General features: G+C 41.2%; 10 protein-coding genes. 5 read left to right on the forward strand and 5 right to left on the reverse strand.

All coding sequences use genetic code 11. From position 1 onward, the window contains the following. Positions 1-38: 38 nt before the first annotated feature. Entirely contained in the window at positions 39-3,884 is a 3,846-nt protein-coding gene (locus tag FKV42_RS14070) for a methyl-accepting chemotaxis protein (protein ID WP_230375435.1), read from the reverse strand. Positions 3,885-4,203: 319 nt separating this feature from the next. On the opposite strand from FKV42_RS14070, the gene FKV42_RS02590 reads away from it, so the two are divergent. The 5 genes from FKV42_RS02590 (at position 4,204) to FKV42_RS02610 (ending at position 10,330) form a co-directional block, all read left to right on the forward strand. Beyond that, positions 4,204-5,265: a PAS domain-containing protein gene (locus tag FKV42_RS02590; protein WP_154808690.1), complete on the forward strand. Its 1,062-nt coding sequence runs from the start codon at positions 4,204-4,206 to the stop codon at positions 5,263-5,265. A gap of 223 nt (positions 5,266-5,488) precedes the next feature. Next, the gene (gene oadA / locus FKV42_RS02595) at positions 5,489-7,213 is read left to right on the forward strand and encodes a sodium-extruding oxaloacetate decarboxylase subunit alpha (protein WP_154808691.1); all 1,725 of its coding nucleotides are present in this window, start codon (positions 5,489-5,491) and stop codon (positions 7,211-7,213) included. A gap of 10 nt (positions 7,214-7,223) precedes the next feature. Beyond that, positions 7,224-8,705, forward strand: coding sequence for an acetyl-CoA carboxylase biotin carboxylase subunit (locus FKV42_RS02600; RefSeq protein WP_154808692.1), 1,482 nt, complete (start codon positions 7,224-7,226; stop codon positions 8,703-8,705). Between the two features lie 56 nt (positions 8,706-8,761). Continuing rightward, complete coding sequence (locus FKV42_RS02605; RefSeq protein WP_230375437.1) at positions 8,762-9,733, forward strand: biotin--[acetyl-CoA-carboxylase] ligase; 972 nt, start codon at positions 8,762-8,764, stop codon at positions 9,731-9,733. Positions 9,734-9,808: 75 nt separating this feature from the next. Further along, entirely contained in the window at positions 9,809-10,330 is a 522-nt protein-coding gene (locus FKV42_RS02610; RefSeq protein WP_196214024.1) for an S-layer protein domain-containing protein, read from the forward strand. A 54-nt stretch (positions 10,331-10,384) separates the two neighbouring features. Here the strand turns inward: FKV42_RS02610 and FKV42_RS02615 are convergent, their stop codons facing one another. From FKV42_RS02615 to FKV42_RS02630, 4 genes are read right to left on the reverse strand one after another with little or no spacing between them, the layout of a single operon-like run. Then, a complete protein-coding gene (locus tag FKV42_RS02615) occupies positions 10,385-11,308 on the reverse strand; it encodes a coiled-coil protein (RefSeq protein ID WP_154808695.1) in 924 nt (307 codons plus the stop codon). Further along, positions 11,305-11,979 carry a hypothetical protein gene (locus tag FKV42_RS02620; protein ID WP_154808696.1) on the reverse strand — a complete coding sequence of 225 codons (675 nt, stop codon included), beginning with the start codon at positions 11,977-11,979 and terminating at the stop codon, positions 11,305-11,307. The genes FKV42_RS02615 and FKV42_RS02620 overlap by 4 nt, the downstream gene beginning before the upstream one ends. A gap of 18 nt (positions 11,980-11,997) precedes the next feature. Beyond that, positions 11,998-12,288 (reverse strand): DUF424 domain-containing protein, encoded by a 291-nt coding sequence (locus FKV42_RS02625; protein ID WP_154808697.1) that lies wholly within the window; start codon positions 12,286-12,288, stop codon positions 11,998-12,000. Positions 12,289-12,307: 19 nt separating this feature from the next. Continuing rightward, complete coding sequence (locus FKV42_RS02630) at positions 12,308-14,398, reverse strand: minichromosome maintenance protein MCM (RefSeq protein ID WP_196214025.1); 2,091 nt, start codon at positions 14,396-14,398, stop codon at positions 12,308-12,310. Positions 14,399-14,418: the final 20 nt, after the last annotated feature.

Below are 14,418 nucleotides of genomic sequence, written 5' to 3' on the forward strand. Positions count from 1 at the left end.
ATTTGAAAACGTACCCTTCGATTCAAAAATCTTTCTTATCAGACCAATGCGGCGTTCTTTAGGGAGGATTCATCGCTTTCTGTATTTTCAGACTCAGTATCGTTATCCATTCCGGATTCTGTACTAACTGTTTTGAACCGGTTGACCACTCTTTTCATGTCTTTTGCAATATCCGATAACTCATCAGCAGAGTTTGCAAGTTCATGCATTGAAGATGTTTGTTCCTGAACGGCAGCTGCTGTTTCTTCTGTTCCTGCTGCTGTTTCTTCTGAAATTGCTGCGACCTCTTCTACGGACGATGCCACCTGTTCAATGGCAGCAGACTGCTCTTCAGCAGCTGCAGCGATGTCCTCAACCATCCTGGTGATGTCATTCACAGCAGTGATCACCTGCTCGATTTCTTTAACACCCTCTCCTAATGATTCGGCACCCCTTGTAACTTCTGTGGTACCCATTTCCATAGAGGCAACTGCTTCAGAAGTACCATTCTGGATCTCATGAATAAGGTCTGCAATCTGTTTTGCAGCATTTCCTGAATCTTCTGCAAGTTTTCGGACCTCATCCGCCACAACAGCAAATCCACGACCATGTTCTCCTGCACGTGCTGCTTCAATAGCTGCATTCAGGGCAAGCAGGTTTGTCTGGTCAGCGATGTTTGTGATGAGATTGACGATCTCGCCGATACGGTTTGATTTTTCTTCCAGGTTATTGATTACAGTTGCAGAACCGGATACTGCATCTTTAATGCCGTCCATCATTATGAGAAGTTCGTTGCTGGTCCTTCCAAGTTCGGTCATTCTCTGGTTGGATTCGCGGGCATGGCTTGCAACATTCTGTGAATTAGATGCAACATCCTGAATACTCTGTGTCATGTGCTGCATGGTACGTGATACTTCTTCTGTTTTGACAGACTGGTCCTGTGATCCGCGTGATATCTCTTCCACTGTTCCAGCAACTTCATTTGCTGATGAGTTTAGCTGTGTGGTCGCTGCTGACATATTTTCTGCAGTGGTCACAACTAGCTCTGCAACGTTCATTACGTGTGAAACAACATCGTTGAGTGACATACGTGCACTTTCAATACCATCGGTAAGCTTTTCGAACTCTCCAACGGATTCTACAGAAATCCCTCTTGTAAGATTGTCCTTTGATATCTCCGACAAAACCTCACTGGTATCATTAATTAGTTTCTGGATGTTATCCCCAAATGAGTTCAGGGTATTTGCCAGTTCTTCAAAGTCACCGTTCATCTCCATTGTAATTCTGGCATCAAGATCGCCTTTTGTATATGAATCCAGCACATCACAACTTATGTTCAATGGAGTAATAATGGCATCCAGTGTATTGTTAAAGCCGGCAACTATCCTGGCAAAATCGCCTCCATGCTTTGAATCATCAGCACGAACTGAAAGTTGTCCATTTACGCCCGCTTGTGCCAGTAATTGAGAATCCTTTACGAGGAGATTAATTGCATCAATGCAGGTATTGATATTGTTCTTAATCTCATTGAAGTCTCCATAATAAGTGTCAGTGATATAAGCAGGGATCTCACCTTTGGATATTCTGTCAATGTATTCAGCCGCAACATTCAGAGGACTGATGACAGCATCAAGGGTATTATTTACACCTTCAACAATGGCACGGAAATCTCCCTGATGCTTAGTTTCATCAGCACGGATATCGAGTCTACCTTCGACAGCGGCTTCCGCCAGCATATTCGCATCGCTGATCATGGCATTGATGGCATCGATACATTGGTTAAGGTTGTCCTTGATTTCACAGAAATCACCATTACACTCATCAGTAATCTTTTCAGGAATATCTCCGTGAGCTATTCTGTCAACATATTCTGCAGCAACATTCAGTGGACCAATGACAGCATCAAGAGTATTATTTACACCTTCAACAATGGCACGGTAGTCACCACCGTGTCTGGATGCATTGGCGCGGGTATCGAGTCTACCTTCGATAGCGGCTTCTGCAAGCATGTTTGCATCGCAAACAAGTTCATTGACTGCATCAATACATTGGTTAAGGTTGTTCTTGATTTCATTGAAATCTCCATAGTATTCATCTGTGATCTTTTCAGGTATGTCGCCCTTTGAGATACGATCAATATACTCTGCTGCTACATTTAATGGGCCAATAAAAGAGTCAAGAGTTTCGTTCACAGCATTGACAATGTCCCTTGGGTTGCCTTCAAACTGGTTTATGTCGGCACGTGCATCAAGTCTGCCGTTAACCGCTGCATCTGCAAGTTTTAGTACTTCCTTTGTGACATTGACTTCAGAGGTCATATCCATTACATATTCAAGACCACCGATGATCTCTCCCTCACTGTTTTTTAAAGGAGTTGCAGTATAGCGAATTGGTAAATCTCCTGATAGAAGATGTGCTACCGTATCTGCTGAAGAAACTGATCCATTATCCATGGCTCTGGCAACACGACAGTTTTCTGTTTGGCAGTGTGGGGTGTTGAATAGTTCGTAACATTTCATTCCATTGCATTCAACAGCAGTTTTTCCTACTGCATTGGCCCCGGCAGGATTCATAAATGTGACATTGAACTCTTTGTCCACTGCCATTACCGGAGCTGGAATCCTATTAAGAAGTTCTACTTTAGAACTGGAATCTTCAAGAGCATTCTTAACTATTGTCTGGTCCATAAATATTTCAAGGGAACCTATGATCATTCCTTCTCTGTTCTTCAGTGGAACACCGCTGCAAGTAATATGTACGTCTTTTCCAAGGTTTGCAACGGCTTCTCCATGTTCTGTTAAATCTGAGATCATAGAGCGTGTACATACGCAGTTGTCGGTCTTGCATACATTAGTATTATAATGGTCGTAGCATTTAGTGCCAACCATGGAGCCAGCTGTGAGGTTCACTGTTTCTGCTGCTTTTGTGTTGACATAATTAACGTTGTAATCACGGTCAATAATCATGAATGGGACCGGGATACTATCTATATGGCCCACGAGTGTCCCTACAATATGGTTCATACCTTCTACAAGTCTGGCATATTCACCATTGAATTTTGCACAATCCGCACGGGTTTCCAGCTTCCCTTCGATTGCAGCATCTGTAATGAGCTCAGCTTCTTCAAGTAATGAGTTGATAGAATCTATACAAAGGTTAAGGTTATTCTTTATCTCATTGAAGTCCCCGCTATAAGAATCTGTAATCTTCTGCGGAATATCTCCTTTTGATATGCGGTCAATATATTCTGCTGCAACATTCAGTGGACCAATAAATGCGTCCAGACAGCCGTTGACTCCTTCTACAACTTTGCGGAAATCTCCATTGTGCCTGCCAGCATCAGCGCGCATGTCAAGTTGTCCTTCAACTCCTGCCTGTGCCAGCATGATAGAATCTTCTACCAGTGCATTGACAGCGTCAATACACATATTGAGGTTGTTTTTTATCTCGTTGAAGTCACCTTTATATTCATCAGTAATTTTCTCAGGAATATCTCCTTTTGATATGCGGTCTATGTATTCTGCTGAAACATTGAGTGGTCCCATAACAGCATCAAGAAGCTTGTTTACGCCTGTCAGTATATCTTTGCAATTGCCACTAAATCCAGATGTGTCTCCGCGAGCATCAAGCTTTCCCTCTACTATAGATTCAATTAGATTCATTATCTGGTCAATAAGCATTTGATTATGGAAATCTTCAGCTTCTTTCAGTTCAATAATACTTCTTTTTTGCGCAACTTCATTTTTTAAGGCAAAGTAGTCATTCAAAAAAGAGTTTAGTGATTGTGCAACTTGATCATCCTGTTTTGAATTTTTAGGAGAGACTCTGGCTTCAGAATCACCGGAGTTTACCGCATCAAGTACATTGATAAGCTCTGTTTTTAATTTATCATTCATTCCTAGCATAAAATTCACCCTTCCATTCACAATTAACTGCTTTTTGCGTATCTGTTTATGGGATTTTTGTTTGTGCTTCCCATTTGACAGGCATCTTTGCATTGCAAAAGAATATTATAACAATAATATATATAAATATATCTTGAATATAAAATTTATTAAGGACCATATTAGGTTATGAATGCAATTTCTGTGCACGATTTTTGAGTAAGTGATAAGTTAACAAATATCTAAGTGACAATAACAATCTATACGGTTGTGTATAATTCTAAATGATGAACTTTTACTCGTAATACTTATGAACCGGGGGCAATATACCATTATATAAATGGACTTATACAAACACGAAACTACTAAGATAAAATCACTTCTAAAGGAAAATCCTCGTGGCATGAGTGTCACGGATATTTCCAGAAATATTGGAATTAACCGGAATACGGTTGCCAAATATCTGGAACTTTTAAGGATTAGCGGACACATCGAAATGGAAAATATTGGTACTGCAAAAGTCTATTTTTTATCTCAGAGAATACCTGTTTCAACATTGCTTAATTTTTCATCAGATTATATTGTAGTTATCGATGATAGCAACAAGGTAGTTCAGGCAAATGACAGATTTATGGAACTGACACAAAATTCCAAAAGCAATATTCAGGGCAAAAAGTTATGTGATGTATTTCCTCCAATGATTTCCAACAAGACTTTGCTTGATAGTATAAAGGATGCCAGGAAAGGTGATGATCAGGTAGAAACCTTAGACCTGTTTGTTGACAATGAGTTGTGTTTTTTCAAGACCAAAATAATTCCTTCTACCTTCGATGACGGAGAAATTGGTGTCACTCTGATCATGGAAAACATTACAGAGGAAATAAATTCCAGAAACCTTCTCAGAATGCAACAGGAAGAACTTGAAATACTGGTCTCACGTAGGACATCTGAACTTGAAAAAGCTAATGAGATGCTTAAAAAGGAGATTGCTGATAGAATTAAGATGGAAGAAGTGCTGATGGAAAGTGAAAAGAAATATCGCCTTCTTGCTGAAAATACCTTTGACAGCATATGGCAATTGAATGAAGATCTCGTATTTATCTATGCAAATCCTGCCACAACAGACATAAATCATTTTGAGACTGAAGACTTTATCGGAACAAAACTTCAGGATCATTTTCCAGATAATGAAATGAAAAAGATAAGTGAGACCATGGGCAATAAATTAAAGGATGGTTCTGATAGGGAATATGCTAGGATTGAAACAGTGGCCTATGACAAAAACAAAAATCTTGTTCCCATAGAAATTTATGCAAAAATGCTTTTCGATGAAAATGGAAAGTTTTGCGGTTATCAGGGGACTACTAAGAAAAGAATAGTCTTAGATAAACCTGGTAAATAAGTTCATAATGAAACATTTTGTTCCTTTATGCTAACTACGTATAATCCTGATATCTCTTTTTCTTTCTTTATGAATCATGATTGTGTGCACCTGTTGATTTATAAATGCTCACCAGAAACTACATAAAAGAACATGATATATAAGGTACAATTTCATCTGGAAATTAGATGATTCTCTATCATATTGACTATTATACTATTATAAATACTCCCGGAGGATTCCCATGAAAGTAAAAATAACTGAAACTATTCTTCGAGATGCGCATCAATCCCTCATTGCCACAAGAATGCGCACCCGCAACATGCTCCCGATCGTGGATAAGCTCGACCAGGTCGGATACTATTCTTTAGAGATGTGGGGCGGAGCAACATTTGACAGTTCTATAAGGTATCTGAACGAAGATCCATGGGAGAGACTAAGAGAACTTAAAAAACATATGCAAGAAACTCCTGCACAGATGCTGCTCAGGGGGCAGAACCTTGTAGGTTACAGGCACTATTCCGATGATGTTGTTGAGAAGTTCGTAAAGAAAGCTTATGAGAATGGTATTGATATTTTCAGGGTATTTGATGCTGTAAACGATATACGCAACATGGAAAAAGCTATCACTGTAGCTAAGAAGGAAGGGGCACACGTACAGGGCACAATTGCGTATACCATCAGTCCTGTTCATACTGTTGAGAAATATGTGGAGCTTGCAACGGGTCTTGCAGAGCTTGGATGTGATTCACTTTGTATCAAGGATATGGCAGGCCTTATTTCACCACAGCAGGCATACGATCTTGTGAAGGCACTTAAGGCAGAGGTCAATCTCCCTGTTGATCTGCACGCTCACTGTACTTCAGGTATGGCTCCAATGAGCTATATGGCTGCATGCAGAGCAGGTGTAGATATTCTTGACACTGCACTTTCTCCATTTGCGTGGGGAACATCACAGCCACCAACAGAGTCTATTGTAGCTTCACTTGCTGAGACGGGGCGTGCTACCGGGCTTGATCTTGAACTTATATCTGAGATTTCACAATATTTCAAGGATCTCAAGGAAGAATATCGTTGCATACTAAATCCAATTTCTGAGCAGGTCGATACCAATGTCCTGCTTTACCAGATCCCGGGTGGAATGCTTTCAAACCTTGTATCCCAGCTTAAAGAACAGAATGCACTTGATAAGTATGAGGATGTGCTCAAGGAAATGCCACTTGTCCGTGCAGAACTTGGTTATCCGCCACTTGTTACACCTACAAGCCAGATCGTAGGTACTCAGGCAGTTCTTAATGTACTCATGGGTGAAAGATATAAGGTAATTCCAAAAGAGGTTAAGGATTATGTTCGTGGTCTTTATGGAAGACCACCACAGAAGATCAGTGACGAGATAGTTGCCAAGATCATTGGTGACGAAGAGCCTATCACATGCAGGCCTGCTGACCTTATCGCTCCGGAATATGAGAAAGCTAAAAAGGAAGCAGAGGAAATGGGCATTGTCAAGAAGGAAGAAGATATCCTGACATACGCACTCTATCCTGCAATTGCTCCTGCTTTCCTCAAGGGTGAACTTGAGGAGGAGAAACTTACACCTATCATGGAGAAAAATCCATGTGCTGCATCTGACATGACCGGCATACCAACAGACTATAAAGTTGAGATCGATGGTGAGGTCTTCAACGTAAAGGTCAATCCGGTTGGTGGTTCCGTACAGGTTGTTGAATCAGCTGATAAGCCAACCGCAGACTCTGTGCCGGGAGCTGTAACAAGCCACATGCAGGGAATGGTACTCTCTGTTGAGGTAAACGTAGGAGATTCCATCAGCGAGGGTGACACTGTATGTGTTATTGAAGCTATGAAAATGGAGAATGCAATTCATGCACCACATGGCGGAACCGTTAAGGCTATACTGATTTCAGAGGGTGATGCTGTGAAATCAGGTGATGTACTTTTGAGTATTGAGTAGGTGAACAGACATGTTCAAGAAAGTACTTATCGCTAACAGGGGTGAGATAGCAATTCGTGCAATGCGTGCATGTCGTGAACTCGGTGTGCAGACCGTTGCAGTACACTCAGAAGCTGACAAGAATGCTCTTTTTGCAAAGTATGCAGATGAAGCATATAATATCGGACCTGCACCATCCAGTCAGAGTTACCTCAATGGTGACAAAATAATAGAAGTTGCACTTGAATGCGGAGCAGAGGGAATTCATCCCGGATATGGTTTCCTTTCCGAGAATGCTAAATTTGCCCGCAAGTGCGAGGATGCAGGTATTACATTTATTGGCCCTTCCAGCAAGGCTATTGAGCAGATGGGTAGTAAGATAGCTGCCAGAAATACTATGATAGAAGCTGGAGTACCTGTGGTTCCAGGAACCAACGAAGCAATCTCTGATCCGGAGGAAGCTGCAGATCTTGCAGATGATATTGGCTACCCTGTAATTATCAAGGCATCTGCAGGTGGCGGTGGAATTGGAATGAAAATTGTCCATTCCAGGGATGATTTTAACACTGCACTTAGTTCAATCCAGTCCGTAGCAGAATCCGCTTTTGGTGATTCTACCGTATTTATAGAAAAATATGTTGAGGAACCAAGGCATATTGAGTTCCAGATTCTTGCCGATAAATATGGTGATGCTGTTTATGTCATGGAAAGGGAGTGTTCTATCCAGCGTAGGCATCAGAAGCTTATAGAAGAGGCTCCATCTCCGGTAATGACGCCGGAACTGCGTAAGAAGATGGGAGAAACTGCTGTAAAGGCTGCAAAAGCAATCGGTTATGAGAATGCAGGTACAGTTGAGTTCCTTTACTCAAAGGGTGATTTCTACTTCCTCGAGGTTAACACAAGACTTCAGGTAGAACACACTATCAGTGAGATGATCACAGGTATAGACCTTGCAAAACAACAGCTCCATATTGCATGCGGGAAACCATTGCCATTCAAGCAGGAAGATATCAGCATTCGTGGATGGGCTATTGAGTGTCGTATAAATGCCGAGGACCCACTGAATGATTTTGCTCCATCACCTGGAAAGATAAGAAGATACCGTTCTGCAGGAGGACCTGGCATAAGGGTCGACAGTGGTGTTCACATGGGTTATACTATTTCACCTTATTATGATTCAATGATCTCCAAGCTCTGTGCATGGGGAAGTGACAGGAACGAGGCAATTGACAGGATGCAGCGTGCTCTCTATGAGTATATTGTTGATGGGGTAACCACCAATATACCATTCCACAAGGCTGTTCTGAGACATCCTGCATTCAGGGACGGTAATCTCACCACTCATTTCATAGAAGACTACAACATCATTGATGATGTCAGAAAGGTTGTTGAGGAAGATTCTGCCAAAGGGGCAACACTTGCATCAGCACTTTCTAATCAGGATCAAAAAGTTGCTGCGGTAACTGCTGCTGTAAGTTCATATGTGAATGCTGCCAAAAAACAGACAAGATAATAAACTTTGGCAGCGTATGTTTAATCCGGGAGTAAACATCATGTGGTGGAATGCCTGTGAATGATAATAAGAAAGCAATTATCAGCATATTAAGGAAATCTGAAGGGACTCCGGTGTCCGGGCAGGAAATCGGGGAAAAGTTAGGCATTACCAGGGCTATGGTGTGGAAGTACATTAAAGCTCTCAGAAAAGAAGGTTATGATGTCCGTTCTTCTCCCAAGACCGGATATATACTGGACTCCTGTCCTGATAAGATCGATCCTGAGATGCTGCAAAGCATTCTTAAGACCACTCTCATTGGTAGTGATGTACATTATTATTCCGAGCTGGAATCCACCAATAATACAGCACGTGAGATTGCACCTCAGGTTTCAGAGGGCACTGTCATAATTGCAGAGACTCAGAAAAGCGGAAGAGGTCGACTGGGTAAAGAATGGCAGTCTGTTTCAGGTGGATTATGGCTTTCTCTTATTCTTAAACCTTCAATTCCTCTTGAGAACCTATCAAGGGTAACTCTTGTTGCAGGTATTGCAGTTACCAATGCTCTTAGAAGTATGGGTGTGGATGCTCATATCAAATGGCCTAATGATGTACTTGTCAAAGGTAAGAAGATATGTGGAATACTCACAGAGGTCAGTGCTGAAATTGGAAAAGTAGATTATGTTATTCTTGGTATCGGTATCAATGTAAATGTCAAGCTTTCTGAGCTAACAGATGATGTAAGAAGAAATTCGACCAGTGTTTCAAATGAAATGGGAAAACCACTTGACAGAACCTCTTTCCTTGCTTCTCTTCTTTATGAACTTGAACAGCAATATATAAGGTTCAAGACAAGGCAGTTTGCTGAGATTGTAGATGAGTGGATTAATCTTTCAGATACAATTGGAAGAAATGTAAGAGTAAAGACTCCTGCCATGCTCATTGAAGGAAAAGCAATTGGAATTACTGAAAAAGGTGCACTTGTAGTTCTTGATCAAAATGACAAAAAACACGAGATTATTGCCGGTAATTGTCGTTACAGTGATTAATTGGTGAAGTGACCTTTTATGATTTTTCTGAAAAGAACCTTTTATGTGTTCTTCATCTTGCTTTTTTTAAGTACAATGATAATAGTGGTTAATGCCGAACCTTTACTTATCAATGAAGCTCTGGGAATGGATCTGGATGAAGATACTGTGTTGATCAATGGTACAGGAATATTTCTGACAACAGGCGATTCCTGGGATTTTTATCAGGATTATTCATTGAATGTCATAAGCGTCAATCAGGATCAAAAGAAGGTGTGGGTGAAGCTTTTACATGATGATGAATTATTGCAGGATGATATCCTGTCTGAAGGTGAATTTTTTGTATATTCCAAAAGTTCCGAAATCCTGAATATTACGGTAGATACCATCTATATAAGCCCCGGTGGGGAACTTATCACTTTCAAACCAGTGTATCAATATCTGGATGATGATTATCCGGAACCGGAGATCGAAGAAACGACAGATGATCCTGTTCAGGAAGAAGGCCAGAATTCATCAATTACTCCATCTTCTACCCGGGCTGACGGATTTACTATATTTCAGGCACTTGCATGTATATCTGCATTAGTATTGTGCAGGGTTGTAATTAATAAGTGAAAAAAGTGCAAATATAGAGAAAAAATTAAAATAAAAAAGTCAGAAAGGGAATGATCAGAACTTCAGATTTCCCTTTTCCATAAGGACTTTAAGGTCTTCAAGGCTCAGGCGGCCGCTCTTTTCAAGTTTTTCTTTTGCAACTACAAGATGTTCTTCCTGTTTCTTGTCATCTTTTTCAACCTGAATATCATTGAGCTTGCTGAGATAGACATCGAGTTCCTCTCTGAGTACTGCTATCTTCTTTTTGAGAGGATCGATCTTCTCTCTGATAGGTGCGGTTACAGCATATTTCTCGGAAATTTGTGAGTGAGCAGTATCGGCTGCTTTTCTCAGTTCATCTGCCTGATTGTAGAATTCGATCATTGCAAGATGGTATTTCTGTGACTCTTCAGCAAGCTTGCCAATCTCACTACCGAAATCCTCTCTGGACTCAAACACTTCCTTTGATTCCGCATAGGTTTCCATCAGTTTCTCATGCATTGCATTAGCATCAAAAGCTGCTCCCAGACGCTCTTTCAGGTCATGTAGTCTTCCAAAAAGGTCTATTTCATGTTTCAGAGGGATGTCTGCGTTAAGGAATAGTTCAAGGTCGGCTGCATAAGCTTTGGATAATGTTTCAACACTTCCCTTGGACAGTTTGTTGAGTTCGTCTCTTTTTGTTTTGAACTCGCTAATATTATCAGAAAACATGCGGCTCTTTTCATTGACTACATTGCGTGATGCTTTAAGTGAAGAGATCTTTGCGTTAATCTCATCTCTTTTGGACTTTACATCACGTGCTTTTCCAACGAGTTCCCTGACCTGGGCGTTCAGCTTGTCCCTTTTCTGCTTCAGATCATCAGTATTTGTGCGGTGAAGTTTTAGTTCGCGGAAAATACCTTTTAGTTCACGTTCATGGTGGCCTATCTGGGTACGAAGATCGTTCACCTTATTTTTGAGGTCTTTTTCATTCATTGATGAAACATCGATATCACTCATGCTTCAACCTCCTGTTTGTCGCTGGTAAGTGGCTGCTTTTCCCAGTATCCCTGGGCTTCCTTATGACTGTTGATCCTGTTCTCTAGCCATTTGTAACGTGGTTCGATCTCTTTTATTCCTTCTTCATAGGATGACATGTTGCTGTTGAATTTTTCTTCAGAACTGTCTATTGAGCTCATTTCTATTTTGTATCCAAGAGCATCTTTTATTCTGTCTCTAATTGTTGAAAGGCGGTCATTGATACCTGTTGCCTTTGAGCCCAGTGCTGAAATATCCTGCAGGATGGACTCTACATGTTTTTGTTCCTCTTCAGGACTTAGTGAACCTTTCACTTTGGCCAGTTTATCCATAACATGAGATTTTTCACGGGAAAAATCCTCGGTAGATATTGATTCAGCAAGTTCGTCCAGCAACTTTTCTGCCTGATGGTAGAATAACTGTCTCTTTTCAGCCAGTATTTCTATCTTCTCCATAACTTCAGTTCTGTTCTTATTAGAAGAATCGATGTTTTCCTGGAGTTCTTTCATTTTGCTTCCAAGCTCATTGAATTCAGTAGTATATTCATCAATGTACTTTTTGTGTTTCATCACAACAGCTTCAATAAGCTCTTTCCTGTCATAGGTATGTGGCGCATTGTTCTCCGCACCCTGATCTGCCATGTCGTTATTCATAACAAAACCTCGTAGCAATTATATCCGAAATACCTGGGCATGTGCTACTTCATTAATGATCTTTACATTATCCTTATCTACAACCCCACATTCAATGGCACAGGAAACCGCTTTATCCCCAAAGATGTTAACATTGCCGGCTTTTGAAAGAACATCAACTGCCTCTTCTCTGGATATGAGTTCTCCTTTGTAGAATTCTTCAGTTATAGTAACCTTTATGTTACCTTCTTTAAGAGTCTTTCCAATCAGTTCTCTGTCACATAGGGCAACGATTGTGTTGTCGCCTGATTTATGGATTTTCAGATACATGGGGTCACTTCACATTAGTCTAAACTACTTTTACATGTTCTTTGTCGGGCTTTATCAGGTCTCCGCCACGTCTCATACGTGCTATAAGATCCTCTACATGCTGCCGGTCTACTCCCTGATTCTGGGCTTCTGCATAGACCTCTTCAAGTGGGGCTTTTCCACCGGGATGTTTCTCACCGACTGATTTTATGATATCTTTGATTATCTTGATCCTGTCTCTCTGGCTCTTGCTTGTACCGGAGGCAATAACATCCACATCGAATGCCCCTGTATCCGGATCGACACCAACCTGCCTGAGGCATGAATATGTGATTCTTGTAGTTCTTTTTGCATCGTCAAGTGTTGCAACATTACTGAGTCTTAAACGTGCACTGGCTTCTGCAAGTCTTACAAGAGCTTCAAGCTGACGTGCTGTAACGGGAACAGGTGCGTCCTTTCCGTCTCCCATCCTTCGCAGGTCCATATAGAATTTCACCAGATGATCACGTGCGTCATCTTCCAGTACGGGAAAAATGTTTCTCCTTGAGTATGCAACGTATTTTCTTAGGAAATCAGGATCTATTACAGGTTTGATGACTTCCATATGGACATCTACCTGTTCCTGGGTTATATTACTTGAAGGCAGGTTCTTGCGCTGTTCGGACAGTTCACCTGCATAGTGTGATTTGAGTATGTGCTTTGCGATCTTTGAATCCATGTCCTCATTTGGAGTATCCAGAAGGACAAATATCATATCAAACCTTGAAATGAGGGCTGGAGGCATGTTGATCTGCTGGGCAATACCTTCGTACCTGTCAAAACGACCATATTTCGGGTTAGCTGCACCAAGCAGGGCACAACGGGATTTCAGTGTGGCAAGGATGCCGGCTTTTGCAACACTGATTGTCTGCTGTTCCATTGCTTCGTGGAGTGCACTTTTATCTTCAGTGCTCATCTTATCCATTTCGTCCACTGCGGCAATTCCCATGTCCGCCATTACGAGTGCACCAGCTTCCAGTGTCCAGCGTCCGTCTCCAAGATCATCACGAACGGCTGCTGCGGTAAGACCACTTGATGATGCACTTTTACCGGATGCAAAAACACCACGTGGTGAGAGTTTTACCATATACCTGAGTAACTGACTTTTAGCTACGCCCGGGTCTCCCATAAAGAGCATGTGAATATCCCCACGCACCCTTGACCCGTCAGGGAGATGTTTTGCAACACCTGAGAATAACTGAAGTGAAAGGGCTTCTTTCACATCTTCATAACCGTAAATAGAAGGAGCAATGGACCCTATAACTTTCTGGTATATCTCAGGATCACGGCTAAGGGCAAGTATTTCTTCTTCTTCTTCTGGTGTAATTTCAAGCTCATCGAACTCAAGATCAGTATATTCGATGGAGTTTGCATGCAATACAAGGTCATAAAAAGTAGATTTGCCTTCTTTAGTAGATCTTTGGTGCGACCGAAGAACTCCATTGATTATAACTCGGTCACCAGGTTTTACAATACCTGCGAGGTCGTCTTCGATATCAACATCAAGACTCTGTGGCTGTGCGCCGCCTTTCAGGTTCTCTGGAGATTCCTGTATCTGTAATTTCTGGGCATCAACGAAAACAGATTCCTGAATCATTATTTTAAACGGACCTTTTTTACCACAAGTTTCATTTTCACAAAATTCAGGTGCGTCGAATTTTGTTTCAGGTTGTGGTGCCATCATCACATGTTCACAGCGCATGCATTTCAAAGCAGCAACAACAATTCTTGGACGGACTTCTGTAGCTTTTCGTACCATTCCTTCAATGGCAACAAATTGCAAAAGGTGCTTACTTCTCAAGTCCCTGTTTGGAATTTTGTTTGGTATTTTTACAAAACGTACCTTTGCATCAATGAGTTTCTTTTCTACTGGAAGGTCAATTTGCTGAAGTGCGTTGTTTGCACTTGGCAGTACCTCATCAGGATTAAAAAGAAGCTCATTTGCTATTTCTCTGTCAAAAACATCAAGATCGTAGAAATCCACTTCCAGACTGCGCTGGTCAGGATAGTTGTTAGCCAGTTGAAGAATGCTATCCCAATAGTATTTTTTCAGGAAAACTACGAATTTTTCGTCCCACTTACCTTCAGTCATGTTCAATCAATAATTAATTA

It is taken from the genome of Methanolobus vulcani, from assembly GCF_006546655.1.
In the GTDB taxonomy this organism is placed as follows: domain Archaea; phylum Halobacteriota; class Methanosarcinia; order Methanosarcinales; family Methanosarcinaceae; genus Methanolobus; species Methanolobus vulcani_A.